This window comes from Bradyrhizobium sp. USDA3516 (assembly GCF_057651995.1).
Map to the genome: position 1 here is coordinate 222,648 of NZ_JBYGYN010000007.1, position 24,828 is coordinate 247,475.

The 24,828-nt window shown below is 65.2% G+C and carries 23 protein-coding genes; 9 read left to right on the forward strand and 14 right to left on the reverse strand.

Annotation, left to right across the window (positions count from 1 at the left end; genetic code table 11):
- Nucleotides 1-126: 126 nt before the first annotated feature.
- The 3 genes from pheS to AC24YW_RS22830 are packed head-to-tail and all read left to right on the forward strand — an operon-like array spanning nt 127 to nt 4,381.
- On the forward strand, nt 127-1,209 hold the full coding sequence (pheS, locus tag AC24YW_RS22820) for a phenylalanine--tRNA ligase subunit alpha (RefSeq protein ID WP_487484805.1): 1,083 nt from the start codon (nt 127-129) through the stop codon (nt 1,207-1,209).
- Entirely contained in the window at nt 1,206-3,614 is a 2,409-nt protein-coding gene (gene pheT, locus AC24YW_RS22825; protein ID WP_487484806.1) for a phenylalanine--tRNA ligase subunit beta, read from the forward strand. The genes pheS and pheT overlap by 4 nt, the downstream gene beginning before the upstream one ends.
- Complete coding sequence (locus tag AC24YW_RS22830) at nt 3,611-4,381, forward strand: sulfite exporter TauE/SafE family protein (RefSeq protein ID WP_487484807.1); 771 nt, start codon at nt 3,611-3,613, stop codon at nt 4,379-4,381. The genes pheT and AC24YW_RS22830 overlap by 4 nt, the downstream gene beginning before the upstream one ends.
- Here the strand turns inward: AC24YW_RS22830 and AC24YW_RS22835 are convergent, their stop codons facing one another.
- Entirely contained in the window at nt 4,382-5,770 is a 1,389-nt protein-coding gene (locus AC24YW_RS22835) for a flavin monoamine oxidase family protein (RefSeq protein WP_487484808.1), read from the reverse strand.
- Nucleotides 5,771-5,960: 190 nt separating this feature from the next.
- Here AC24YW_RS22835 and AC24YW_RS22840 point away from each other — a divergent pair, with 190 nt between their 5' ends.
- The gene (locus AC24YW_RS22840; RefSeq protein WP_487484809.1) at nt 5,961-6,917 is read left to right on the forward strand and encodes a YiiX/YebB-like N1pC/P60 family cysteine hydrolase; all 957 of its coding nucleotides are present in this window, start codon (nt 5,961-5,963) and stop codon (nt 6,915-6,917) included.
- A 156-nt stretch (nt 6,918-7,073) separates the two neighbouring features.
- Here the strand turns inward: AC24YW_RS22840 and AC24YW_RS22845 are convergent, their stop codons facing one another.
- A complete protein-coding gene (locus AC24YW_RS22845) occupies nt 7,074-7,349 on the reverse strand; it encodes a metal-sensitive transcriptional regulator (RefSeq protein ID WP_487484810.1) in 276 nt (91 codons plus the stop codon).
- Nucleotides 7,350-7,411: 62 nt separating this feature from the next.
- Between AC24YW_RS22845 and AC24YW_RS22850 the strand changes: the two genes are divergently transcribed.
- From AC24YW_RS22850 to AC24YW_RS22860, 3 genes are all read left to right on the forward strand, one after another.
- A complete protein-coding gene (locus AC24YW_RS22850) occupies nt 7,412-9,862 on the forward strand; it encodes a heavy metal translocating P-type ATPase (RefSeq protein ID WP_487484974.1) in 2,451 nt (816 codons plus the stop codon).
- A 55-nt stretch (nt 9,863-9,917) separates the two neighbouring features.
- Entirely contained in the window at nt 9,918-10,364 is a 447-nt protein-coding gene (nikR, locus tag AC24YW_RS22855) for a nickel-responsive transcriptional regulator NikR (protein WP_487484811.1), read from the forward strand.
- Between the two features lie 149 nt (nt 10,365-10,513).
- Nucleotides 10,514-11,254, forward strand: coding sequence for a sulfate transporter family protein (locus AC24YW_RS22860; RefSeq protein ID WP_487484812.1), 741 nt, complete (start codon nt 10,514-10,516; stop codon nt 11,252-11,254).
- 20 nt (nt 11,255-11,274) lie between these two features.
- Here AC24YW_RS22860 and nth read toward each other — a convergent pair whose 3' ends face one another.
- Nucleotides 11,275-12,027, reverse strand: a complete 753-nt coding sequence (gene nth / locus AC24YW_RS22865; protein ID WP_487484813.1) for an endonuclease III — start codon at nt 12,025-12,027, stop codon at nt 11,275-11,277.
- Between the two features lie 22 nt (nt 12,028-12,049).
- Between nth and AC24YW_RS22870 the strand changes: the two genes are divergently transcribed.
- Together AC24YW_RS22870 and AC24YW_RS22875 are read left to right on the forward strand one after the other, a co-directional pair.
- The gene (locus AC24YW_RS22870; RefSeq protein ID WP_487484814.1) at nt 12,050-12,583 is read left to right on the forward strand and encodes a DUF2244 domain-containing protein; all 534 of its coding nucleotides are present in this window, start codon (nt 12,050-12,052) and stop codon (nt 12,581-12,583) included.
- Nucleotides 12,584-12,637: 54 nt separating this feature from the next.
- The gene (locus AC24YW_RS22875) at nt 12,638-13,534 is read left to right on the forward strand and encodes a methylated-DNA--[protein]-cysteine S-methyltransferase (RefSeq protein ID WP_487484815.1); all 897 of its coding nucleotides are present in this window, start codon (nt 12,638-12,640) and stop codon (nt 13,532-13,534) included.
- Nucleotides 13,535-13,667: 133 nt separating this feature from the next.
- On the opposite strand, the gene AC24YW_RS22880 is transcribed toward AC24YW_RS22875, so the two are convergent.
- The 11 genes from AC24YW_RS22880 to AC24YW_RS22930 form a co-directional block, all read right to left on the reverse strand.
- Nucleotides 13,668-14,291, reverse strand: coding sequence for a 2,3-bisphosphoglycerate-dependent phosphoglycerate mutase (locus AC24YW_RS22880; protein WP_487484816.1), 624 nt, complete (start codon nt 14,289-14,291; stop codon nt 13,668-13,670).
- A 24-nt stretch (nt 14,292-14,315) separates the two neighbouring features.
- Nucleotides 14,316-15,131, reverse strand: a complete 816-nt coding sequence (gene dapB / locus AC24YW_RS22885; RefSeq protein WP_487484817.1) for a 4-hydroxy-tetrahydrodipicolinate reductase — start codon at nt 15,129-15,131, stop codon at nt 14,316-14,318.
- Between the two features lie 134 nt (nt 15,132-15,265).
- A complete protein-coding gene (locus tag AC24YW_RS22890; protein WP_487484818.1) occupies nt 15,266-16,309 on the reverse strand; it encodes a M23 family metallopeptidase in 1,044 nt (347 codons plus the stop codon).
- 61 nt (nt 16,310-16,370) lie between these two features.
- The gene (locus AC24YW_RS22895) at nt 16,371-17,564 is read right to left on the reverse strand and encodes a helix-turn-helix transcriptional regulator (RefSeq protein WP_487484819.1); all 1,194 of its coding nucleotides are present in this window, start codon (nt 17,562-17,564) and stop codon (nt 16,371-16,373) included.
- A 45-nt stretch (nt 17,565-17,609) separates the two neighbouring features.
- Nucleotides 17,610-18,974, reverse strand: coding sequence for an HlyD family type I secretion periplasmic adaptor subunit (locus AC24YW_RS22900; RefSeq protein ID WP_487484820.1), 1,365 nt, complete (start codon nt 18,972-18,974; stop codon nt 17,610-17,612).
- A complete protein-coding gene (locus AC24YW_RS22905) occupies nt 18,971-20,638 on the reverse strand; it encodes a type I secretion system permease/ATPase (RefSeq protein WP_487484821.1) in 1,668 nt (555 codons plus the stop codon). Before AC24YW_RS22905 ends, AC24YW_RS22900 begins: the two co-directional genes overlap by 4 nt.
- Before the next feature lie 193 nt (nt 20,639-20,831).
- The gene (locus AC24YW_RS22910) at nt 20,832-22,133 is read right to left on the reverse strand and encodes a calcium-binding protein (RefSeq protein ID WP_487484822.1); all 1,302 of its coding nucleotides are present in this window, start codon (nt 22,131-22,133) and stop codon (nt 20,832-20,834) included.
- 377 nt (nt 22,134-22,510) lie between these two features.
- Nucleotides 22,511-22,816: a DUF1330 domain-containing protein gene (locus AC24YW_RS22915; protein ID WP_487484823.1), complete on the reverse strand. Its 306-nt coding sequence runs from the start codon at nt 22,814-22,816 to the stop codon at nt 22,511-22,513.
- 21 nt (nt 22,817-22,837) lie between these two features.
- Entirely contained in the window at nt 22,838-23,548 is a 711-nt protein-coding gene (gene pyrF / locus AC24YW_RS22920) for an orotidine-5'-phosphate decarboxylase (protein ID WP_487484824.1), read from the reverse strand.
- A gap of 6 nt (nt 23,549-23,554) precedes the next feature.
- Nucleotides 23,555-24,133, reverse strand: a complete 579-nt coding sequence (locus AC24YW_RS22925; protein WP_487484825.1) for an NADPH-dependent FMN reductase — start codon at nt 24,131-24,133, stop codon at nt 23,555-23,557.
- A gap of 55 nt (nt 24,134-24,188) precedes the next feature.
- Nucleotides 24,189-24,788, reverse strand: coding sequence for a class I SAM-dependent methyltransferase (locus tag AC24YW_RS22930; RefSeq protein ID WP_172787786.1), 600 nt, complete (start codon nt 24,786-24,788; stop codon nt 24,189-24,191).
- Nucleotides 24,789-24,828: the final 40 nt, after the last annotated feature.

Here is a 24,828-nt window from a genome sequence, read left to right on the forward strand (position 1 = left end):
TAGTGCCGGGTCCCGGGGGCGGCGTTCAACCCTGCCGGCCGCAAGCCCGAACGACCGGCTTTTTGCTTGACGTTACGGCCTTCGGGCGGCGACAACCCAGCCGAATTTAGAGCCAAGGATTTGACTGTGTCCGACCTCGCAACGCTCGAAACATCCATCCTCGACCAGATCGCCGCCGCCGGCGATGAAGCCGCGCTCGAAGCCGTGCGCGTCGCAGCCCTCGGCAAGAAGGGCTCGATCTCCGCGCTGCTCGCCACGCTCGGCAAGATGTCGCCGGAGGAACGCAAGACGCAAGGCGCCGCGATCAACCTCGCCAAGGACAAGGTCACGCAGGCGCTCGCGGTCCGGCGCGACGTGCTGAAGTCGGCGGCGCTCGATGCGCGGCTGGCGTCCGAGACCGTCGACGTCACCCTGCCGCTGCGCGATGCGCCGGCTGACGCCGGCCGCATCCATCCGCTGAGCCAGGTCTGGGACGAGCTGACTACGATCTTCGCCGACATGGGATTCTCGGTGGCCGAAGGCCCCGACATCGAGACCGACGACTACAACTTCACCAAGCTGAATTTCCCGGAAGGCCATCCGGCGCGCGAGATGCACGACACGTTCTTCTTCCATCCGAGGCAGGACGGCTCGCGCATGCTGCTCAGAACCCACACCTCGCCGGTGCAGGTGCGCACCATGCTGAGCCAGAAGCCGCCGATCCGCGTGATCTGCCCGGGCCGCACCTACCGCATCGATTCGGACGCGACCCATACGCCGCAATTCCATCAGGTCGAGGGCCTCGTCATCGACAAGAGCTCGCATCTCGGCCACCTCAAATGGATCCTGCACGAGTTCTGCAAGGCGTTCTTCGAGGTCGATCACATCAACATGCGCTTCCGGCCCTCGTTCTTCCCGTTCACCGAGCCGTCGCTGGAAGTCGACATCCAGTGCCGCCGCGACAAGGGCGAGATCCGCTTCGGCGAGGGCGAGGACTGGCTCGAGATCCTCGGCTGCGGCATGGTGCATCCCAACGTGCTGCGCGCCTGCGGCATCGATCCCGACGAGTACCAGGGCTTTGCCTGGGGCATGGGCATCGACCGCATCGCCATGCTGAAATACGGCATCGCCGATTTGCGCCAGCTGTTCGACAGCGACGTCCGCTGGCTGTCCCATTACGGCTTCAAGCCGCTGGAGGTGCCGACGTTGGCGGGAGGGCTGAGCTCGTGAAATTCACCCTCTCCTGGCTGAAGGACCATCTCGACACCGACGAGCCGCTGGAAAAGCTCGCCGAGAAGCTCACCATGATCGGGCTCGAGGTCGAGAACATCGAGGACAAGGCGAAGGCGCTCAAGCCCTTCACTATCGCGAAGGTGATCTCGGCCGAGCAGCATCCGAATGCGGATCGCCTGCGCGTCTGCATGGTCGACACCGGCGACGGCAGCGCGCCGGTGCAGGTGGTGTGCGGCGCGCCGAATGCGCGCGCCGGGCTCGTCAGCGTGTTTTCGCCGCCCGGCACCTACATTCCCGGCAAGGACATCACGCTCGGCGTTGGCACCATCCGCGGCGTCGAGAGCCGCGGCATGCTGTGCTCGGCGGCCGAGCTTCAGATCTCCAACGACCATGACGGCATCATGGAATTGCCGGCTGACGCGCCCATCGGCGCGGCCTACGCCGAGTGGGCCGGCCTCGGCGATCCCGTAATCGAGATCAATTTGACGCCGAACCGGCAGGACTGCACCGGCGTGCACGGCATCGCGCGCGATCTCGCCGCCGCCGACATGGGCAAGTTCAAGGACCCCACGATCAAGCCGATCAAGGGCGAATTCCCTTGTCCCGTGAAGGTCACGGTCGAGGATGCCACGCTCTGCCCGGGCTTTGCGCTCCGCCTCGTGCGCGGCGTCAAGAACGGGCCGTCGCCGGAATGGCTGCAGAAGCGGCTGACCGCGATCGGGCTGCGTCCGATCAATGCGCTGGTCGACATCACCAACTTCATCACCTACGACCGCGCGCGCCCGCTGCACGTGTTCGACGCCGGGAAGGTGAAGGGCAATCTCGTCGTGCGCCGCGCGCGCGAGGGCGAGAGCCTGCTGGCGCTCGACGGCCGCACCTACGATCTCGATCCCGCCATTTGCGTGATCGCGGACGAGCACGGCGTCGAATCGCTCGCCGGCATCATGGGCGGCGAAGCCTCGGGCTGCGACGAGAACACGACTGACGTGCTGATCGAATCGGCGCTGTGGAACGAGATCAACATCGCCCAGACCGGCCGCAAGCTCGGCATCAATTCGGACGCGCGCTACCGCTTCGAGCGCGGCGTCGATCCGGCCTTCATGGTGCCCGGCCTCGAGCTCGCGACCAAGCTGGTGATGGAGATGTGCGGCGGCACGCCGTCCGAGACCGTCGTGGTCGGCAAGGCCTTCGGCGACGACCGCCTGATCGAATTCCCGATCACCGAGGTCAAGCGCCTGTCCGGCATTGAGGTGCCGCAGGTCGAGATGAAGCGCATCCTGACCCATCTCGGCTTCATGATGGCGGGTCCCGGCCCGGTGGTGAAGGTCGCGGTGCCCTCGTGGCGCTCCGACGTGCACGGCAAAGCCGACATCGTCGAGGAGATCGTCCGCATCTTCGGCGTCGACAAGGTGCCGATGACGCCGTTCGAACGCGGCGACGAGCCACGCAAGCCGGTGCTGACGCCGCTGCAGCTGCGCACCCGCCGCGCGCGGCGGGCGCTCGCGAGCCGCGGCATGGTCGAAGCCGTGACCTGGTCGTTCATCGCAAAACCTGCGGCCGAATTGTTCGGCGGCGGACAGCGCGAGCTCGAAGTGGCGAACCCGATCGCTGCGGATCTCTCCGACATGCGCCCGACCCTGCTCGCCGGCCTGATCGCGGCGGCGCAGGCCAATGCCGATCGCGGCTTCGGCGATGTCGCGCTGTTCGAGGTCGGCCAGGTGTTCAAGGGCGATCGCCCGCAGGACCAGTTCATGGCGGCGAGCGGCGTGCGCCGCGGCCTTGCGTCGTCCGAAGGGCTGGGACGGCACTGGACCGGCTCGGCGCAGGCCGATCTGTTCGACGCCAAGGCCGATGCGCTGGCGGTGCTGGCGGCCGCCGGCGCGCCGATGCAGGCGCTGCAGATCGTGGCGGGTGGCCCCGGCTGGCTGCATCCGGGCCGCTCCGGCACGATCCAGATCGGACCGCAGAACGTGCTCGGATATTTCGGCGAAGTGCACCCCAGAGCGCTCGAGGCGCTCGGCGCCGACGGGCCGCTCGTCGTGTTCGAGGTGATCCTCGACCGCATCCCCGAGGCGAAGAAGAAGCCGACGCGCGCCAAGCCCTTGATCGAGCTCTCGGCGTTCCAGCCGGTGTCGCGTGACTTCGCGTTCATTGTCGACCGCAGCGTGAAGGCCGGCGACATCGTTCGCGCCGCGCAGGGCGTCGACAAGAAGCTGATCACCGGCGTCAATGTCTTCGACATCTACGAAGGCAAGGGCATCGATGAGGCTAAGAAGTCGATCGCGATCGCCGTCACGCTGCAGCCGCGCGAGAAAACCCTGACCGATCAGGAGATCGAGGCCGTCGCCACGAAGATCGTGGCCGAGGTCACCAAGAAGACCGGCGGCACGTTGCGCGGATGAGTCCTGCGGACTTCCTTCCGAAGGACGTCAGCCTCTCGATTGCGGCGGCGCTCTGCGCCGTCGCTTTCATTTCCGGCACTGCGCGCGGCTTCTCCGGCTTCGGCTCGGCGCTGATCTTCATGCCGCTGGCGAGCAGCATCGCGGCGCCGCGGCTCGTTGCTGCCCTGTTGCTCGTCATCGATTTCGTCGCAGCCGCGCCGCTGCTGCCGGATGCCTGGCGAAAGGCCGACCGCAGGGCCACCGGGGTGATCGTGCTGGGCGCGCTGATCGGCGTCCCCATCGGCACCTATTTCCTCAGCGTGCTCGAGCCGGTCACCACGCGCTGGATCATCTCCTGCTTCGTCGCGGCGCTGCTCCTTCTGCTGCTGTCGGGCTGGCGTTATCGCGGCAAGGACCACGCCTTTCTGTCGGTGGGCATCGGCGGCCTCTCCGGCTTCTGTAGCGGGCTCGCGCAGACCGGCGGCCCGCCGATCGTCGGCTACTGGCTCGGCCGCCCGATCGCGCCGATCGTCGCGCGCGCCAACATCCTGCTGTTCTTCGGCGCCTCGGATTTCTTCTCGATGGTCAGCTACGCGGCGACCGGCCTGATCAGCCGCGAATCGCTGGTGCTGTCGCTGATCGTCGGCCCGGCCTATGCGACAGGCGTGGCGCTCGGAGCCTCGCTGTTCGGGCGTGCGAGCGAGAAGGTGTTTCGCGGCATCTGCTACGCGCTGATTGCGATGGCGGTGATCTTTGGATTGCCGGCATTGGATGGCGTGCTGCGGTAACTACTGCCGCGGCGTCCGCCGCTTCTTGGTCGACTGCGTGGGCACCTCCGCAGGCTCGTCCTTGAGTGCGCCGATCTTGCGCAGGGCTGCATCGGCGGCGCGTTCGCCGCTTTCCCAGGCGCCGTCGACGGTGCCCCACAACGTCTCGTGGGTGGCTTCGCCGGCGAGGAACACATTGCCGATCGGCTCGGCCAGAGTTCTTCGCGAGAGCTGGCCGCCGGGCGCAGACGCCGACATTGCGCCCATCACGTAAGGCGAGGCGTTCCAGCGCGTGGCGCTGGTCTTTTGCACCACGGAAGCGGCCTCGCTGCCGAACAGCTTTGTGATCCACTCCCGGGCAAAGGCAGCCATCGCCTTCTCGCCCTGATCGGCGAGATCGCGGCCGAACGAGCCGCCGACATCGATCGAGCACAGCGAGGAGCCGCCGATATTGGCGAACATCAGCGCCGTGCGGGTCGAATTGCTCTGCTCGATGAGGATGTCGTCGCGCGACAGGCCGAGCGGATTGCCCGGCAGCTGCAGCACGATGCGATCGTAGCTGCCGAGGCTGAGCTTCGATGCCGCATCCAGCGTCCGCTTGGGAATGTCGGGCGCGAATTTGATCGCGCCCGATGTCAGCACGTTGGTCGAGACCGTGACGATGGCGGCGCGCGCCGCGATCTTGCCGGCTTGCGTCTCGACGCTGACGTCGCGATTGCTCCAGGCAATGCGGCTCGCCGGCGTCGACAGCACCACCGGCGCCTGCTCGGCGAGCTTGGCGATCAGCGTGCCCAGGCCCTGGCGGCAGGCGATCGCCGCATTGCGGTCCTGCGCGCGGCCCTTGTCGATCGCGGACAGCTCCTTGAGGTCCTTGCCGGCGAAGCTCGCGCCCAGCATGAACTCGGCCGCGCCGGCCCAGTCGCCGAGATCCTTTGGCAGCACCGATGCGCAGGAGGTATCGAGCTTACCTCGCCCGGCCTCGTCGATGGCACGGTTGGCGCGCACCAGGGCGGCCAGGAATTGCTCGGTCTCGCCCGCGCGTGCATTGCGGCGGCCGATGCGCATCTTCTGGCCCGAGGGCGCCGGCAGCACGTCCAGCCCGGCGCTGCGCGCCAGCCGGATCATCGGGTTTGTGTCGGGATTGTGCATCCAGCGGGCGCCGCGGTCGAACGGCGTGTCGAAGGTCGTGTTGTCGGTGATGCAACGGCCGCCGACCTGCCGGGCCGCTTCCACCACGATGACCTTGCGGCCCGTTGCCATGATGCGCCGCGCCGCGGCAATTCCCGCCGCCCCCGCACCGATCACGACGATGTCGGCCTCGCGCGGCAGGGGCGCGGCGGACGCGCGCAGCACCGGCATTGCCGCAATGGCCGCCGACGCCGAAAGAAAGCCGCGGCGCGTGATTGTCATGTCATGGTTTCCGGGGACTTGCGGCGAACGTGAACAGCCCGCGAACCTTGCCGTATCCGATGTTGCGCAGCAACCATCATGGTGAATCAATCATGCTTGATCTCACAGAGTGATGAACCGAATTGCAACACGTTTCGACCATGATAGAGAAGGGAAAAAGACGGCCGGAAAAGGCCGTGGGGGGTTCGAGATGGGGACGGTCCTGGATTCTGTCGGCAAGCTGATTGCCGCGTACCTCTCGAAGGAGGTGCCGGGCTATGAGCCGTTTACGCCGAGCGACCCGGAGCATCTGCGCGGCGTCATCGAGCCCGGCGACGTGCTGCTGGTCGAGGGCAACAACCGCATCTCCGGCATCATCAAGTACCTGACGCAGTCGACCTGGTCGCATGCCGCGCTCTATGTCGGCCCCATCGACGGGGCGGCGGAGGAGGACGGCGAGCCGCATGTTCTGATCGAGGCCAATATCGGCGAAGGCGTCACCTCGGCGCCGCTGTCGAAATATTTCCCCTATCACACCCGCCTCTGCCGCCCGGTCGGGCTGTCCTATGAGGACCGCACCACGGTCTGCCGCTATGCGATCAATCGCATCGGCTTCGGCTACGACACCAAGAACATCGTCGACCTCATGCGCTACCTGTTCCCGCTGCCGATACCGCAGCGCTGGCGCCGGCGCATGATCGCGATCGGCTCGGGCGACCCGACCAAGATCATTTGCTCGGCACTGATCGCGCAGGCCTTCGACGCCGTGCGCTACCCGATCCTGCCGAAGATCACCAAGGCCGGCAGCCGCGCCGCACGGCGCGAGATCCTGCACATCCGCGATTCCTCGCTCTACATGCCCCGCGACTTCGACATCTCGCCCTATTTCGAAGTCGTCAAACCCACCATCGTGCACGGATTCGACTACACGGCCCTGCACTGGGCCGACAAGCAAAAGCCGCTCGAGGAGGTGGCGGGCTCGTTCAGTGTGTTTCCAGAAACGTTCGTGGCGCCGCCGCTCGTTCCTGAAGCGACTGACGAAGCGACGCCGGGTGAAATTCCGGCTGAAGAAGTGAGCGCACAAGCCAGCGTGGCGTTCTCCGAACATTTCGTGCAGCTCAGCGAGCTCGCGATGTATCGCGCGCGGGCGCGAGAGATGGCGGCTTAGGTTCGCCGTCTCGTAGGGTGGGCAAAGGCGCGAAGCGCCGTGCCCACGTTCTTCTGCGACCACTGATCGTGGTGGGCACGCTGCGCTTTGCCCACCCTACGAGACTTCTCCACCGTCATTGCGAGGAGCTCTTGCGACGACGGTGGAGCGAGCGCGCTACCGCTCCGCCCGTCCGATCACCGCCATCAGCTCCGCGATCTTCGCGCGCTGATCGGTCTTGTCGCCGCTCGCGATGGCGTGCTCGACGCAATGGGCGACATGATCCTTCAAGACCTCTTCCTCGACCCGGCGCAACGCGGCGCGCACCGCCGCGATTTGCGTCACGATGTCGATGCAATAGCGGTCTTCCTCCACCATTTTCGAGAGGCCACGAACCTGGCCCTCGATCCGGCCGAGGCGTTTTCCGACGGATGTCTTGATGTCCTTGCGCATGGCGTCTATATACCCCTACCGGGTATGGGTTTCAAGACCAGTCGCGAAGGCCGAACATGGCAATGAACAACAACGAGCACGAGCCCTCTCACAGCGCGGAAACGCATTCCGGGTGCGGCTGTTCCTCGAAAGCGACAGTGCCCGCGGCCAAGCCCGAGGCCTCCTCGTGCTGCGGCGGCCATGCCGGCCACGACCATCATCACGGCCATGATCATGGCGCTGCAACCAAGGTCAAAGATCCCGTCTGCGGCATGAGCGTCGATCCCGCGACCTCGAAGCATCGCTTCGAGCATCACGGCGAGACCTTCCATTTCTGCTCGGCCGGCTGCCGCACCAAGTTCGCAGCCGATCCCGCCAAATATCTCGCCAAGGACGGGGCGCCCGAACCGGAGATGCCCGCGGGCACGATCTACACCTGCCCGATGCACCCGCAGATCCGCCAGGTCGGGCCGGGCACGTGCCCGATCTGCGGCATGGCCCTGGAGCCCGAGGTCGCGAGCCTGGAGACCGGCCCCAATCCCGAGCTCGCCGACATGACGCGGCGGTTCTGGATCGGCGGCGTGCTGTCGCTGCCGCCGATCGCGCTGGAGATGGGCGGCCATCTCGCTGGCCCGCACAGCTGGATCGATCCGACCCTGTCGAACTGGATCCAGCTCGTCTTTGCGACCCCCGTGGTGCTGTGGGCCGGCTGGCCGTTCTTCGTCCGCGGCTGGCAGTCGCTGCTGACGCGCAATCTCAACATGTTCACGCTGATCGCAATGGGCACGGGCGTTGCCTATGTCTACAGCGTGCTCGGCACGGTCACGCCGCAGATCTTCCCCGCCACCTTCCGCGGCCATGAGGGCGCGGTCGCAGTCTATTTCGAGGCGGCCGCGGTCATCACCGTCTTGGTGCTGCTCGGCCAGGTGCTGGAGCTGCGCGCCCGCGATGCGACCTCGGGCGCGATCAAGGCGCTGCTGCAGCTCGCGCCGAAGACCGCGCGCCGCGTCGAGCCTGATGGCAGCGAGCACGAGGTCGAGATCGACACGCTGCACGCCGGCGATCGCCTGCGCGTCCGTCCCGGCGAGAAGGTGCCGGTCGACGGCATCATCCTCGAAGGCCGCTCATCGCTCGATGAATCGCTGGTGACGGGCGAATCCATGCCGGTCACCAAGGAGACCGGCGCAAAGGTCATCGCCGGCACGCTGAACCAGTCCGGCAGCTTCATCATGCGCGCCGACAAGGTCGGGCGCGAGACGCTGCTATCGCAGATCGTGCAGATGGTCGCGGATGCGCAGCGCTCGCGCGCGCCGATCCAGCGGTTGGCCGACCAGGTCGCCGGCTGGTTCGTGCCGTTGGTGATCGTCGCCGCCATCGCCGCCTTTGCGGCCTGGGCCTGGTTCGGCCCGGAGCCGCGGCTCGCCTTCGGCCTCGTCGCCGCGGTGAGCGTGCTGATCATCGCCTGCCCCTGCGCGCTGGGTCTCGCAACTCCGATGTCGATCATGGTCGGCGTCGGCCGCGGCGCGCAGGGCGGCGTCCTGATCAAGAACGCCGAGGCGCTGGAGCGGATGGAGAAGATCGACACGCTGGTGGTCGACAAGACCGGCACGCTAACCGAGGGCAAGCCCAAGGTGGTCTCGATCGTGCCGGCGTCCGGCTTTGCGGAGGACGATATCCTCCGGATGGCGGCCACCGTCGAGCGCGCCAGCGAGCATCCGCTGGCCGACGCCATCGTGCGCGCGGCCAAGGAGAAGCAGCTCACCCTCGGCCAGGTCGAGCAGTTCGATTCGCCGACGGGCAAGGGCGCGACCGGCAAGGTCGGCGGCAAGACCATCGTGCTCGGCAATGCCAGATATCTGTCGTCGATCGGCGTCGACACCGAATCGCTCGCCACCCAAGCCGAACGCCTGCGCGGCGACGGCGCCACCGTGATCAACATGGCCGTCGACGGCCGTCTCGCCGGCCTGTTCGCGATCGCAGATCCGGTCAAGGCCTCGACGCCGGAGGCGCTGAAGGCGCTCGCGGCGGAAGGCATCAAGGTGATCATGCTGACCGGCGACAACCGCACCACGGCGGAGGCCGTGGCGCGCCGGCTCGGCATCGCCGAGGTCGAGGCCGAAGTGCTGCCGGACCAGAAGAGCGCGGTGGTCACCAAGCTGCAGAAGGCAGGCCGCAGCGTCGCCATGGCCGGCGACGGCGTCAACGACGCGCCGGCGCTGGCGGCGGCCGAGGTCGGCATCGCCATGGGCACCGGCACCGACGTTGCGATGGAGAGCGCCGGCGTGACGCTGCTCAAGGGCGACCTCGTCGGCATCGTGCGGGCGCGAAAGCTGTCGCAGGCAACGATGAGCAATATCCGGCAGAACCTGTTCTTCGCCTTCATCTACAACGCCGCCGGAATTCCGATCGCCGCCGGCGTCCTCTACCCGGCGTTTGGTCTGCTGCTTTCCCCGATCATCGCCGCGGCGGCGATGGCGCTGTCCTCGGTGAGCGTGGTCGGCAACGCGCTGCGGCTGCGTGCGACGCGGCTGTGAGCGTCGCAAAATCCGTGTAAAACGGGGTTCGTTCGGCGCCTGCGGAGAGGACCTGATGCAGCGGATTACCATCACGATCGAGGACGATCTCCTGGCGGAGATCGATGCCGCAGCCGAAGCGCGCGGCTACCAGAACCGCTCCGAGATCATCCGCGACCTTGCGCGCGCCGGCCTGCAGCAGAGCGCCGAGGACACCGCGCAGACCGGCCAATGCGTTGCCGGTCTCGTCTACGTCTATGACCACGCGGCGCGTGATCTGTCGAAACGGCTGGTGCAGGAATTCCACGGCCACCACGACCTCGCGCTGGCGACGCTGCATGTCCACCTCGACGACAACAATTGCATGGAAATGACGGCGCTGCGCGGCGCAGCCTCCGAGGTCAGGCATTTCGCCGATCACATCATCGCCGAACGCGGCGTGCGCTACGGCCGCGTCGTGATGATCCCGACCGGCGACGGCAAGCCGGCGAAGGCGCGCAAGCACGGGCATAGGCACGGGTAGGCTGCTCTGGGAACGAGTCGCGGCTCTTACCCTCCCCTGGCGGGTAAGCAACAGCCACGATCGAGGCCGACCGCACCGCGCCCCCCGCCCTTGCCGAAGCCGCATTGGGTGTCTACCTCTCACGCGTCGTTTACCTCAGAGGATCCCCCATGCTGGATGCCGCCATCAAGGCGCTGTCGCAATTGATCTCGCCGCCGATGCGCTCGATCCTGTGGCGGTCGATCGGGCTCGCGCTGGTGCTGATCACCGTGCTGGCGATCGGCTTGCAGCGGCTGCTCAGCTGGTTTGCGACCTCGGGCGAGGTCTGGCTGGAAGGCCTGCTCGGGCCGGGCTGGCATTCCTCGATCGGGGTTCTCTCCTGGATCGTCTCGATCGCGGCGGGCCTCGGCGTCGTATTCGGCGGCATCTTCCTGATGCCGGCGATCACCTCGCTGGTGGCGAGCCTGTTCGTCGACGACGTCGCCGACATCGTCGAGCGCGAGCACTATCCCGCCGAGCGGCCCGGCGTGGCGCTGCCGTTCAGCCAGGCGATCTTCGAGGGCGTCAAGACCGCGCTGCTGACGATCCTGGTCTATCTGATCGCACTGCCGCTGGTGCTGTTCGCCGGCGCCGGTTTCCTGATCTTCTTTGTTGCCGCGGCATGGCTGCTCGGCCGCGAATATTTCGAGCTCGCCGCGATGCGCTTCCGCCCTCCGGAGGAAGCCAAGGCGATGCGGCGCGACAATGCCGCAACCATCTTCACCGCCGGCCTGTTCATCGCCGCCTTCGTCTCGATCCCGATCGTCAATCTGGCGACGCCGATCTTCGGCATGGCCTTCATGGTCCACATGCACAAGCGCCTGTCGGGCCCGCGGCCCGAGCTGATCGAGCCGGCGCGGCAGGTGCGATAGCCGCGCCGGGCGCGGCCTGCTCACACCGTCTTCTCCGGCCAGCGACAGAGATCGTTGATCAGGCAGACCTCGCAGCGCGGCTTGCGCGCGAGGCAGGTATAGCGGCCGTGCAGGATCAGCCAATGATGAGCGTGCAGCATGAACTCGGCTGGGATCACCTTTTCGAGGCCAAGCTCGACCTCCAGCGGCGTCTTGCCGGGCGCAAGCTCCGTGCGATTGCCGACGCGGAAGACATGGGTGTCGACCGCCATCGTATGCTCACCGAAGGCCATGTTGAGCACGACGTTGGCGGTCTTGCGACCTGCGCCGGGCAACGACTCGATCTCGGCGCGCGTGCGCGGCACCTCGCCGCCGAATTCATTGAGCAGCTTGGCCGACAGCGCGATCACGTTCCTGGCCTTGGTGCGATAGAGGCCGATCGTCTTGATGTAGTCGCGCAAGCGCTCCTCGCCGAGATCGAGCATCTTCTGCGGGGTGTCGGCAACCTCGAACAGCGCGCGCGTCGCCTTGTTGACGCCGGCATCGGTCGCCTGCGCCGACAGCACGACGGCGACCAGCAGCGTGAACGGGTTGACGTGCTCGAGCTCGCCCTTGGGCTCCGGATTGGCCTTGCGGAAGCGGCTGAAGACCTCGTGGACCTCGGCCGGCGTCCACGGCTTTGTGGCTTTGAGTGATTTCTTCGCGGGTGCTCTCGGCTTGGTCGCGACCGGTTTAGCCTTTTTCTTCGGCACCGCCGCTTTGCGCGGGACCGGCTTGCGGGTGATTTTCGCCATGATCGGGATATACTGATGGACGATGAGCACAGGCAACGAAATTGCGCGGTCGGGATCCGAGAGCGAGGACGAGCCTCAAATCTTCGCCGCGCTGCTGACGCCGCACCGCTCGCTGAACCGCACCGGCTTCCTCGCCGTGATGCTGTTCCTGAGCGCCGTCAGCTTCGTCACGGGTCTCGCATTCCTGATGATGGGCGCCTGGCCGGTGCTCGGTTTCTTCGGTCTCGACGTGCTCGTGATCTGGTGGGCCTTCAAGGTCAATTTTCGCGCGGCACGGGCCAGCGAGGAGATCGTGGTGACGCCGTCGGAATTGCGGGTGCGACGCGTCAGCCATCGTGGCCGGGTTGCCGAATGGACCTTCAATCCGCTCTGGGTCCGGCTCGACCAGGAGGTCGATGAGGAATACGGCATCGAGCACCTCTATCTGATCTCCCGCGGTCGCCGCCTGCTCATCGCAGGCTTTCTCGGGCCTGAAGAAAAAGCGAGCTTTTACAATGCCTTGGTGGGCGCTCTCAACGCCGCGCGGCGTGGCCCGACCTATCATCCGGCGACCTGAGCACAGTCGGAAATCGGGTGGTTTGGCGCCAGCGCCTCCCCTACATTTCCTGCTATGATGACCCTTGCGATACATGACCAGCGCCTGGCGAGGCCAGGCACCCAGAACGCCGCCTTGCGCGACTATGATTCGGTGCGGCGGGCGATCGCCTTCATCTCGGCGAACTGGCGCGCGCAACCGACCATCGAGGCGATGGCGGATGCCGCCGGGGTGACGCCGGATGAGCTGCACCATCTGTTCCGCCGCTGGGCTTCGATCACGCCGAAGGCCTTCATGCAGGCGCTCACCCTCGACCACGCCAAGAACCTGCTCAGGGATTCCGCCAGCATCCTTGACGCGGCGCTCGACTCCGGCCTGTCCGGGCCGGGCCGGCTGCACGATCTCTTCGTCACCCATGAAGCGATGTCGCCGGGCGAATGGAAGAACGGCGGCGCCGGCCTCACCCTGCGCTACGGCTTCCACCCTTCGCCCTTTGGCACCGCGATCGTGATCGCCACCGATCGCGGCCTGTCGGGCCTCGCCTTCGCCGACCACGGCGAAGAGAAGATCGCGCTCGCCGACATGACGCGGCGCTGGCCGAACGCCACCTATGTGGAAGATCACGAAGGCACTGCGCCGCTCGCCGCGCGCGTCTTCGATCCAAAACTGTGGCGGCCGGATCAGCCGCTGCGCGTGGTGCTGATCGGCACCGATTTCGAGGTGCGGGTGTGGGAGACGCTCTTGCGAATTCCGATGGGGCGCGCGGTGTCCTATTCCGACATCGCCTGCAACATCAGCAATCCGAAGGCGTCGCGCGCCGTCGGTGCCGCGGTCGGCAAGAACCCGGTCTCGTTCGTCGTGCCCTGCCACCGCGCGCTCGGCAAGAGCGGCACGCTCACCGGCTATCATTGGGGCATCACCCGCAAGCAGGCGATGCTGGGCTGGGAGGCCGGGCAGCTGGGGCTGCAGTAGGCGCAACAAGCACACTGCCGTAGGGTGGACAAGGGCGCATCGCGCCGTGCCCCACCATCTTTCTCAAATCGCTGACGCTGCGTGGGCACGCTGCGCTTTGCCCACCCTACGGCACCGCGCGTGCGGCGAAAGCCTACCCCGCCAGGTCCAGCTTCGAGGCCACCGTCGAATCCGCGTTGAGGCGGTAGATGATCGGCACGCCGGTGGCGAGCTCGCGCTTCAAAATGCCTTCGGGCGAGAGCTTTTCCAGCACCATGATCAGCGCGCGCAGCGAATTGCCGTGGGCGGCAACCAGCGTGCGCTTGCCGTTGAGCACGCCGGGCAGGATCTCCTGCACGTAATACGGCAGCGCGCGCGCGAGCGTGTCCTTCAGGCTTTCGCCGCCGGGCGGCGGCACGTCGTAGGAGCGGCGCCAGATCAGCACCTGGTCCTCGCCCCATTTCTTGCGGGCGTCGTCCTTGTTGAGACCGGAGAGATCGCCATAGTCGCGCTCGTTCAGCGCGAGGTTCTTCGAAGTCGGCAGACCCTCCTGGCCGAGCTCAGAGAGGATGAGATCGAGCGTGTGCTGCGCGCGCGTCAGCACCGAGGTGTAGGCGACGTCGAACACCAGGCCCTGTGCCTTCAGCTTGCGGCCGGCTTCCCTGGCTTCGTTCACGCCGAGCTCGGTGAGGTCGGGGTCCTTCCAACCCGTGAACAGGTTCTTCAGATTCCATTCGCTCTGGCCGTGGCGCACGAGCACGAGAAGACGTTCGCTCATCAACTGCTTTCCGTGTTGTTCAGTTCAGATGTCGGACAGGCCGAGCACGTCGGCCATGGTGTAGTGCCCCGGCTTCTTGCCGTGCGCCCACAGCGCCGCCTTGAGCGCACCATGGGCGAACAGCATGCGGTCCTCGGCCTGATGCGATAGCGTCAAGCGCTCGAACGGGCCGAGGAAGGTCACGCTGTGGTCGCCGGCCACGGTGCCGCCGCGTAACGAAGCGAAACCGATATTGCCGCGCCGGCGCGCACCGGTGATGCCGTCACGCCCACGCTCGGAATGATCATCGAGGGTGACGCCGCGGCCGCTCGCTGCGGCCTGGCCGAGCATCAGCGCGGTGCCCGAGGGCGCATCGACCTTCATGCGGTGATGGGTCTCGACGATCTCGATATCGAAGCTCTGGTCGAGCGCCTTGGCAACGCGCTTGACCACGGCAGCGAGCAGGTTGACGCCCAGGCTCATATTGCCTGACTGCACCACGACCGCGCGATTGGTGACGCTCTTGATCACGGCGTTGTCGGAGCCCGACAGCCCTGTCGTGCCGATGACATGGACGATGCCGCGCTCGGCGGCGATCGCGACATTGGCGATGGTCGCCGCCGGCACGGTGAAGTCGAGGATGCCGTCGGCATCCCTCGACATCGCCCAGAGATCGGCGGACAGCTTGATACCGTTGGCCGGCAGGCCGGCGAGCACGCCGGCATCCTTGCCGAGCAGCTCGGAGCCCGGCGCCTCCAGCGCGCCCGCCAGCACCGCGCCATCGCTTTCGGCAATCGCCCGCACCAGCGCCCGGCCCATCCGGCCGCCGGCTCCCGCAACAATCAAGCGCATGTCGGACATCGTGCGATCCTTTCAATGGCCCTATTACCGGTCGCGGGCCGTTTGGGCAACCGATGGAACCAGGGGGATGGCTGACGGGGGTAACCGCGGGCGGGTATTACGGGCTCTGGCAGACCAAAGGAGAAATCATCGGATCAATGCGATTGAACCGGAAGTTCCCAGCGCTCTCTCAGCACGACCTGGCCGGCGTGCTCGACAGTATACTCGGCCTTGTAGGTGCCCTGCTCCCAGCCATTGGCGGGGCGCTTCCGACCCGTGGATAGAAATGCTTGCGCTTTATTGTTCTCGACGGGCGCAGCGTTGTTCTCGGCAATCACCTTGCCGGAGGGCCCGCTGAGGACAAGACGCTGAACGTCGCCCGATTTCAAACCGATGATACGCACAAAGGCGACGATTGCCGCCGACGCCGCCGAAGGCAATTCCGCGTCCGTCCTTCCGTCCTCGATGAATTCCATCGTCACCGGGGTCGTCGCAAAACCCGTGTTCAGAACGGTCCGCTCCTGGTAGCGAAGCCGCGCCTGCAGTGCGGGTTCCCACAGCATCTCTCCTCCGCCGCAGGATTCCGGGCTCGCGCCGTGGGCGAAAGGATCCGTGATCGAACCGTCGTGCCGGACCGTGAAGTGGAGGTGAGGATACTCGGTCAAACCCGATAGACCTACCCGGCCCAGCGGCTGCCCTCGTGTTACGGAGTCGCCCGGCTTCACCCGAAGACTGCCCGTTGCCAGATGACAGTATTGCGTTTCCCAATGCTCGTCGTGTTGGACCAGAACGCCATTGCCGCATTCGACGTCACGAACAGCCTCGCGCGCGCCTTTGTGGAACGCTCCGTCCGGCAGATTTCCCCGAGTTCGAAGGACGCGTCCGCTTGCGGACGCGAGAACGTCAACGCCAGCCCGTTGCGCCTGCAGCGAGGGGAGCCGAAAGTCAGTTCCGTTGTGCCCATCATACGTCAGCGTGCCACATTTGAAGTCCCTTGCGCCTGGTGATGGGTCCCGATCCGTATAGTTTTGGATGTAGCAGGTCTTCCCCGGCTCGCAGGCGATCGGGATTCCCAGCTGGATGCGCTCGGCAAGGCCATGTCCGGGGGTTGCGAGCACAAGGACCACAATCACGGTCGAAAGGATGAAGGCGGTTGTTGCGGGCGGATGGGTTGGTGTCATCATGAACGCTTCGAACATCGATCCTGAAGTCGTCGATCAGGTCTCTCCAAGTATTGTACCTATCCGGTAAATATTGCACCTATCCGATCAACCGAGAGACGGATGCAAACTGGCGGACCGACTTCTCACGCAGGCCAGAACCGAACGGCGATTGGGTGAGATGATGAAGTACAAAGAACTCGGATTGCCGGTTGATTCCCAGTTTGAGCATTATGCGCTTGGTGTAGGTTCTCACCGTTGCTTCGGTTAGCCGCAGTTCAGCACCGATCTTTCGTGGACACTTGCCTTGAAGGATCCGAGTGACGATCCGCTCTTCCGCGAAGTTCAAGCCGAAAGCCGCGGCAATACGGTGCGCTCCCGAAACCTCATCGAACTGCGGCACGATGACAAGCGCCTTTCCGGTATCACAAGGCGGCGGCGCAGCCCCGATTCTGGCAAAGGCAAATCGCTCGCGCTCGGTTGAAAGAGGCACGGTTGTATCCAGCCACTCCCGATCGGCCCGCGAACCCAATGATTCGCGAACCGCCTCCCTCAAGGCAGCCGTCACCGAACTGTTATGCCCGGCCAGCCTGTCTCCATTCGTCTTGAGGAGATCGCGCTTGGCCAACAGCGATTGCGCGTTGCCGTTGATTTCATGAATGCGAAGATCTTCATCGACGATCAGGGCAGGAAATGCCAAAACGCCAAGCCAGGTCGCCGCATCTTCCTGGCGCTGCTGCAATCGCACCAGATCGTGGGCGGTCTCCCAGATCGCACGCACCGCGCGCACGAGGCATGGAACCTCGGCCCGCGTAAGTCCCGATTGACGCCATCCCGCGACGAAGACGACGGTTACGCCCTCGCAAGCGGCGAACCGTCCTATCACGGAATGACCTTTGATATCCGGCTCGGGCCCAATCAGCTTTCGCACGAAAGTCGTGCGCAGATGGACCGGTTCGAGCAACGTACAGCCTGTACTGGCGCCCTTGCGGGCAATTCGAGCCACCATGGCCGTGCAGGAAGGATCGATGGTTGCCTGCCCGATCCGCGCCTGCAGCAATCGTTGGCCGGAAGCTCGACGCATCGCCGCCGCAATATAGCAGCTGCGGCATTCAAGCAGCTCCGCAATCCCCCTCCCGAAGTGCTCCATCGCCCTCTGGCCGATACTCTCGTCAGCAGGGCTCGCAAATTGTTCTACCAGGCCCTCGGTATCGATCGTCGAGCGCGCGCTCTCCGTTGGATAGAACCCGATTCCATTCTGCCAGTGGGGCAGTACCTTGCCATTCTCGTGCAAGCGCTCCTCCCGCAATATCGATGCCGCCGGCATTGCGCCAGCGGCCTAACTCTCCCTGAAAGCGCGGTGGATCCGCAGCACCATGGGCTGCAGCAAATACTCCGCAAAGGTTCTTTCTCCCGTCTCGACGAACACCTCGACGGGCATTCCGGGCAATAATGACGAAAGGTAATATGCTGTCTGCGTGGTGGTCCCTAGCTCGAGTTCCGCCATGTAGGAGGCAACGCCCGTCTTCGGGTCATTCAGTGCATCCGCGGCAACTGCAACGACCTTCGCATCAAGCATCGGTATCCGGCGGATGTTCAATGCGAGGACGCGCACGCGCGCCGCCTGTCCGACGTAAACCTCCTGCCTGTCCGTCGGCTTCAGCGTCGCCTCGATGACGAGCCGATCTTGAAGAGGAACGATTTCCAGAAGAGTTTCCCTGGGCGCAAGCACGGCACTGAGATCCCTGCTGTTGAGGCCGACGACCTTCCCACTTTCAGGTGCACGCAGTTCGGATCGAACAAGCTGATCACGCAACGCGGCAATTCGATGTCGAAGATCGCCAATCTCCTGGCTGGTGGCGTGCAGCTGCTTTGCGATGTCCCGATTCTGGTTCAACTCCAGCTGTCGACGCCTGTCGTCCAGTTCGGCGATCTTTGTTCGTGCCTGCGAGATTGATGCTGCATTGCGGGCGATCTGCCCTTCCGTTTCAGCCTGGCTCCGCTGCAGCGCCAGTAAACGTGGCTTCCGCGCGAGCCCCTTGGCGAGCAGGGAACTCGTATCCGCGATTTCTTCCTTCAAAAGGGCAAGTTGCTGCTCTGCCCCCTTGGTGTCGCCCTCCAGGCCGCGGATAGTATCCTCCAGTTGCAGCATCTGCTGATCAATCTGCTTTCGTTCACCGTCGATCGCGGTCAACCGCGCCGCAAACTCGGCCCGCTGGGTCAGCGCGGCAACCCGCGCGGCCGCAGCAGAACTGTTCCGCAGCTCATCCGGAAGTCGTATCTCTTTCTCGCCGGCCTGTTCGGCGGCCAATCGCGCTTCCATCGCAAGGTCAGCAAACAATTTCGTCTCGAGCGAACCGAGCATCGCCTCGATCTGCGTGGTATCGAGCTGCGCAATCACTTGACCGGCCTGGACACGATCATTCTCCCTGACCAGGATCGACTTGATGATGCCTCCCTCGAGGTGCTGCACGGCCTTGCGCTTTGAATGCACTTTGATGAAGCCGGACGCCACAACGGCGCTGCGGAGCGGAACGGTGGTCACCCAGACGCCGATGCAGCAGAACTGCAGAACGAGCAACACGCATCCCCACACCACGATGCGCCGCATGTCGGAGCGGGGTTCATTGAATGTCGCCCACCGCTCGCCGGTCACGGCATGGCGAGGAATGACGATGTTGCGAGCATGGCCTTGCGACGTCATCGACTCGCTCCTCCGGTCCTGAGCACGCGGGGCTCTTGTTCGCGTTGGCCGTCGGTCGACTTCGATATTGGCGTGACCTCGGATAGACGGAGGGGCAGAACCTTGCCGGGCGGGCCAAAGGCGAGCTGCATGCCATCTCTCAGCAGCAGTACGGCATCCGCGATCGTCAGGAGGCGGGGCCTGTGCGTCACGATGACCAGCGTTGCGCCGCGCGCCTTGACCTGCAAAGCCGCAGAGCAGAGCGCTTCCTCGCCTTCCGGGTCAAGGTTGGCATTTGGTTCGTCCAGCAGCATCAGCTTGCGGTGGCCGAAGAACGCTCGCGCGAGGCCAATCCGCTGGCGCTGACCACCTGAGAGCTTGCTGCCGTCGCGACCGATCTCCGTCTGATAGCCAGATGGCAGGGAGAGGATCATGTCATGCGCGTGCGCGAGCATCGCTGCCGCGGTGATGTCTTCGTCGCGCGCGCTTTCGTCGAATCCGGCGATCGCGTCCGCGACGGTGCCGCCGACGAGCTGCACGTCCTGGGGAAGATATCCGACGTACCTGCCGAGCTGATCCGGATCCCAATTATGAAGAGCGGCATGATCCAGCCGGATCGTGCCGCTGCTCGGCAGCTCGAGGGCCGCCATCAGCCGCAGCAGGGTCGATTTTCCGGCGCCCGTTGGACCGATGACGACGACGATTTGCGAGGCGCGGCACTCGAAATTTATGCCCGCGAGAATGGGGCGTTTGGCTCCAGCGGGCCTGTAGGCCACGCGATCGACGACCAGCCTGCCGGACGGCATCGGAAGCAATGTCTTCCTCTTTCGCGCCAACACCGGCGCAGCGGCGGCCTGGACCTGTGCCCAGGCCTCCTGCGCGGATGTGAGCGCGCGCCAGGCTGAGATCAGGCTTTCCATCGGCTGGAGCGTGCGCGCGATCAGCAGCGAACTCGCGATCAGGCTGCCCGACAACACCTCATTTTGAAGAACCAGCCAGGCGCCTGCTCCGATCGCCGCAATCTGCAGGATCGTCCTGATCATGCGCGCGGCAGCGCCGATCGCATAGACACGTTCACTGGCTCGAACGACGGGCGACAGCGCCTGATCGTTGAGCCGCATGAATTCGCGAACTGCGCCGCGGGTCCACCCCATCGCGCGCACGAGGCTGGCGTGCCGGACGATCCCGTCCAGGGCAGCCTGCGTCCGCAGTGCGGCTCCCGACGCCTCGGCCGTTTCGGTGCGCGCGATCCGCCGGCTGATGATGCCCATCACCAGCAGAATTGCCGTCCCCACCAGGGCAATGGCCCCATACCAAACGTGGAGAAGGAATAGAATGAGAATGAAGGCAGGAAGAAACGGCGCATCGATGAGCGTCGTAACGGTGCCGCTCGCCAGGAAGGTTCTCAGTTCGCGGACCTTGACGAGATCGTGCGTCCCTCCATCGCCGCGACTTGCCGCGTCCACGATGGTGCCTTCGAGAACGATCGGCGCGACGCACCGCTCGAAGCCAACGGCGAACCGGCTGAGGAGGCGGCTGCGCAGGATATCGAAAGCGGCGCTGAAGACGAGAGCCGTTGCGGCGATCATCGTGAGACCAACAAGCGTTTCAACGCTGCCGCTGCTGATCACCCGGTCGAACACCTCGATCGAATAGAGGGGAACGACCAGGAGCAGCAGATTCACCGAGATGCTGAAGGCTACGACCCACACGACTGCGGACCGCCCCGGAATCAATCCGAGCAGCGATCTCTTACCAGGCGCTGGGCCCTCAGGCGGACGCAAATACATGACCGGCAGGCAATGTCACCGACTGACTCTTACAGACTACGGAAATGCAGTGGCGGGGCGGATCGGTAGCCGCCCCGCCGAACTTACCTCACACGACTTCAATGACCGTGGAGCCCGCGGCCACATTGATGTCATCGATCGTCGTGAATGGCGTTGCGCCTCCGGTCACGCCGTCGAGTTGGATCGTTCCGAAGCCGAAGTCGAGCACAGTGTTGGTGCCATCATCGCTGACGACGACCGTGGTCGGGTCGAAGCCCGGTGCAGCATCGACCTGGATCAGATCACCATCGGTGAGACTGAAGTCCGTTATCTCGTCATCACCGAAGTTGGTGGCGGTGTCGTCGCCGAAATGATAGGTGTCGGCGCCCGCACCACCCGTCACCACGTCGTCTCCCGTGCCTCCGTCGAGCACGTCGTTGCCGTTACCGCCGTCCAGCTCGTCATCGCCTGCGCCGCCGGCGAGCGTATCGTTGCCATTTCCGCCCGCGAGCGTGTCGGCGCCGTCACTGCCGTTCAACGTATCGTTGTTGTCGCCGCCGGCAAGAGTATCATCGCCCGCGTCGCCGTTCAGCGTATCATTGCCGGTGCCGCCACTGAGTTCGTCGTCGCCGTCACCGCCGTTCATGGTGTCATCGCCGGCGCCGCCCGACATGGTGTCGTCTCCGGCGTCGCCTGACATCGTGTCGGTCCCGGCGCCGCCCTCCATGAGGTCGGCTCCGGCGTTTCCATTCATGGTATCGTTGCCATCGTCGCCGTTGAGCGTGTCATTGCCGGCGCCTCCGTTCAGGACGTCGTCGTCGGCACCGCCATTCAACGTGTCGTTTCCGAGACCGCCGTTCAGCGTGTCATTGCCCTCGTCGCCGTTGATGACATCGTCGCCGAGGCCTCCGTTCGCCGTGTCGTCTCCGAGGCCGCCATGCAGCGTGTCATTGCCGGCATCGCCATTCAGCGTGTCGTTGCCAGCGTCTCCCCAAAGGGTGTCGGCCCCGGCGCCGCCGTAAACGGCGTCATCGTCATCTCCACCGTGGACGGAGTCGGCGCCTGCATCACCATAGAGCTGATCGCTCCCCAGGCCGCCGTCGATCGTGTCATTGCCTGCGTTGCCGTGGATCGTGTCGAGGCCGGCATTGCCCGAAAGATCGTCGTCTCCCGCACCGCCGCTGACGGTATCGTCGCCGTCGCCACCCGCGATCGTATCGACACCGGCATTGCCATTCAGCGTATCGTCGCCGGCGCCGCCATCGATGTTGTCATCGCCCGCGCCTCCGTTGACGAGGTCGGCGCCGTCCAACCCGGTGATCGTATCGTTGCCTGCCAACCCGTTGATCTGGTCGTCAGCTGCCGTTCCAGGAATGATATCGTCGCCTGCCGTTCCGTTGATGAGTGCCATGACTTCCGCTCCTTGATTCAAGGTTTTCGTGATGCGGGTAGGCTTGCCTCCGGTCAGGGACGTATGCCTTGCTTGGGCTGACCTCTCATCGTCCCTGTTGTACAGTTCGAGCAAAGCAACCTTGAATGAAAATTGGGCAGGGTCGCAATCCCCATTTGGGGACAAAAGAATCCTTGGAACAAAGCTGAGTGAAGAGCGCGACGGGAGCAGGTGACGCGGTGACTTTCCCCTTCAGGAAAAGTGCTGGAACCGGCCCCACTGCATCCGCTTGTATGTACCTGGGCGCCGATCTCGCCACAATTTGGCGAGCCGACGGACAGGCGAAGGGCGTTCGCTGATCAGCCCGTCGCGTGAAGAATGACGGCGCGCGCCGCCGTCTAAGACGGCTGCGGACCGTCATAACCCTCGATGACGATGAGGTCGGCGATCGAGTGCGGCTGGCGCACCTTGATGTTGGCCTGGTATTCCGGCGAGTTGTAGCAGGCGAGCGCGGTCTCGTAATCGGGGAATTCGATCACGACGTTGCGGTTGCGGCTGGCGCCTTCGACGGCGGTGAACTTGCCGGCGCGGACGACGAAGCGGCCGCCCCATTTCTTGAAGATCGGGCCGTTGGCGATCGCGTAGGGCTTGTAGCCCTCGTCATTGCTGACGTCGACACGCCCGATCCAGTAACCCTTTGCCATTGTTCTTCTCCCTGTTGTTGATTAGCCAAGCGCCTGCGCGATCTCAGCCTGAATGGCCTCTGCGACGGCCTTCGGATCGGCAGCTTCCACGATCGGACGCCCGACGACCAGATAATCCGCGCCGGCGGCGATCGCACGGCTAGGCGTCATGATTCGCTTCTGGTCGCCGCTGGCCGCGCCCGCCGGACGGATGCCGGGGGTGACGAGGCTCATCTGGTGGCCGACGATCTTGCGCAAGGCCCCTACCTCCTCCGGCGAGGATACGAGGCCGTCGACACCGAGCACCTGCGCCTGCTGCGCACGCGCCTCGACCAGCTCCGACACGCTGAGCCGATAACCCGCCGCATGCAGATCGTCGTCGTTGTAGGACGTCAGCACCGTGACGGCGAGGATCTTCAGACTGGCGCTGCCGCGGCCTTCGACGGCGGCCTTCATGGTCTGCGGATAGGCGTGCACGGTGACGAAGGTCGCGCCGAGCTTCGCAACACTCTCGGTGCCGCGCGCGACCGTGTTGCCGATGTCGTGCATCTTGAGATCGGCGAACACCTTCTTGCCGCTATCTGCGAGCTTGCCGATCAGCCGCAGGCCGCCGGCATAAGCGAGCTGATAGCCGATCTTGTAGAACGTGACGCTGTCGCCGAGCTTCGCGATCATCGCCTCCGCGGCATCAACGCTCGGCAGATCGAGCGCAACGATCAGGCGGTCCTTCGGGGCGATCTCGGCTGGCGTCATGTCACCTCACATCATGCGTTGGGAAACGTCGATCAACTGCGCCACCAGCTCCTTCAGCGCGGCGATATCGCCCTCGTTCTTCAGCCTGTCCCTGTCGTCATAGGCCTCGCCGGCAAAGGCGAGCGTGAGCTGGCTGGCAATCACGTTGGCGTGGCAGGCGGAGAGGATCAGCCGCAGGGCCTGCAACGCGCGGGCGGCACCTAACCGGCTCTGGGACGCGCCGGCAAGCGCGAAGACGCGGTTGCGGAACACCTCGCCGCGCGCCTCGTGCAGCTCGTGCACGCGGCTGACCCAGTCGATCGCGTTCTTCAGCAGCGGCGGCACCGAGGCGTTGTATTCCGGCGAGACGATGAGGACCCCGTGATGCGCGCCGATCATGCGCTTCAGATTGATCGCGTGCTTGGGGACGCCGGACTTGGCCTGGAGATCGCCGTCATAGATCGGCAGCGGAAAATCAGCGAGCGAGATGCGGGTGACGTCGACGCCGGCCTGAACAAATTCGTAGGCCGCCACCGCCGCCAGCTTCGCATTATGCGAGCCGGTGCGCAGCGAGCCGGGAATGATCAGGATCTTGGGCGCTGGCATCCAATTCCACGCGTTCGGCGAAACGAGCCCGCCGCGCAAAGAGGAGCCGGCGGAATTAATGCTTGCGATACACCCAGACGCGGGCCGGCGGAAGGTTCATCCAGATCCGTTCCGAGGCCTCTGTGGACACGCCGGGCAGCGATTTCGGGATCGGCGGCACCACCGCATAGGTGAACTGGATGAAGGGCGCACCGGGCGCGAGCGCGGTGAAGGCGTCGCGGACGAGCCGCAGCCGCGTCAGCATCGGTTTCGTCACCAGCGGCAGGCCCGAGACCACCGCAGAAGCAGGCGCGCTCAGCACGTTCCAGAGCGTGTCGCGCAGGCGGTAGGCATCGCCCTGCACCACCTTGGCTTGCGGGTAGCGGTCGCGCAGCAGCGCGCAGAAGCCGGGATTGTATTCGACGAGAACGAGACGCTTCTGGTCGACCCCGCGCTCGATCAGCGCGGACGTGATGGCGCCGGTGCCGGGTCCGAGCTCGACCACCGGTGCGTCGGAATCGGGATCGACATAGTGAGCCATGGTCCGTGCCAGCAGCTTGCCGGACGGCATCACCGCGCCCATGTGCAGAGGCTTTTCGATCCACGATCTGAGAAAGCGCACCTCGTCGTCGAGACGAGGCTTCTTCAACGCACGCGCGGACGATGGCAAGGGCATGTCGGGACCGGACGGAACCGCGGGACCGCGGCGTGTCAGA

Bases quoted from the DNA above. Each gene is read 5' to 3' on its own strand.
- AC24YW_RS22830 (WP_487484807.1), top strand. From the start codon at position 3,611: ATGAGTCCTGCGGACTTCCTTCCGAAGGACGTCAGCCTCTCGATTGCG.
- AC24YW_RS22835 (WP_487484808.1), bottom strand. From the start codon at position 5,770: ATGACAATCACGCGCCGCGGCTTTCTTTCGGCGTCGGCGGCCATTGCG.
- AC24YW_RS22840 (WP_487484809.1), top strand. From the start codon at position 5,961: ATGGGGACGGTCCTGGATTCTGTCGGCAAGCTGATTGCCGCGTACCTC.
- AC24YW_RS22845 (WP_487484810.1), bottom strand. From the start codon at position 7,349: ATGCGCAAGGACATCAAGACATCCGTCGGAAAACGCCTCGGCCGGATC.
- AC24YW_RS22850 (WP_487484974.1), top strand. From the start codon at position 7,412: ATGAACAACAACGAGCACGAGCCCTCTCACAGCGCGGAAACGCATTCC.
- nikR (WP_487484811.1), top strand. From the start codon at position 9,918: ATGCAGCGGATTACCATCACGATCGAGGACGATCTCCTGGCGGAGATC.
- AC24YW_RS22860 (WP_487484812.1), top strand. From the start codon at position 10,514: ATGCTGGATGCCGCCATCAAGGCGCTGTCGCAATTGATCTCGCCGCCG.
- nth (WP_487484813.1), bottom strand. From the start codon at position 12,027: ATGGCGAAAATCACCCGCAAGCCGGTCCCGCGCAAAGCGGCGGTGCCG.
- AC24YW_RS22870 (WP_487484814.1), top strand. From the start codon at position 12,050: ATGAGCACAGGCAACGAAATTGCGCGGTCGGGATCCGAGAGCGAGGAC.
- AC24YW_RS22875 (WP_487484815.1), top strand. From the start codon at position 12,638: ATGATGACCCTTGCGATACATGACCAGCGCCTGGCGAGGCCAGGCACC.
- AC24YW_RS22880 (WP_487484816.1), bottom strand. From the start codon at position 14,291: ATGAGCGAACGTCTTCTCGTGCTCGTGCGCCACGGCCAGAGCGAATGG.
- dapB (WP_487484817.1), bottom strand. From the start codon at position 15,131: ATGTCCGACATGCGCTTGATTGTTGCGGGAGCCGGCGGCCGGATGGGC.
- AC24YW_RS22890 (WP_487484818.1), bottom strand. From the start codon at position 16,309: ATGTTCGAAGCGTTCATGATGACACCAACCCATCCGCCCGCAACAACC.
- AC24YW_RS22900 (WP_487484820.1), bottom strand. From the start codon at position 18,974: ATGACGTCGCAAGGCCATGCTCGCAACATCGTCATTCCTCGCCATGCC.
- AC24YW_RS22910 (WP_487484822.1), bottom strand. From the start codon at position 22,133: ATGGCACTCATCAACGGAACGGCAGGCGACGATATCATTCCTGGAACG.
- AC24YW_RS22915 (WP_487484823.1), bottom strand. From the start codon at position 22,816: ATGGCAAAGGGTTACTGGATCGGGCGTGTCGACGTCAGCAATGACGAG.
- pyrF (WP_487484824.1), bottom strand. From the start codon at position 23,548: ATGACGCCAGCCGAGATCGCCCCGAAGGACCGCCTGATCGTTGCGCTC.
- AC24YW_RS22925 (WP_487484825.1), bottom strand. From the start codon at position 24,133: ATGCCAGCGCCCAAGATCCTGATCATTCCCGGCTCGCTGCGCACCGGC.
- AC24YW_RS22930 (WP_172787786.1), bottom strand. From the start codon at position 24,788: ATGCCCTTGCCATCGTCCGCGCGTGCGTTGAAGAAGCCTCGTCTCGAC.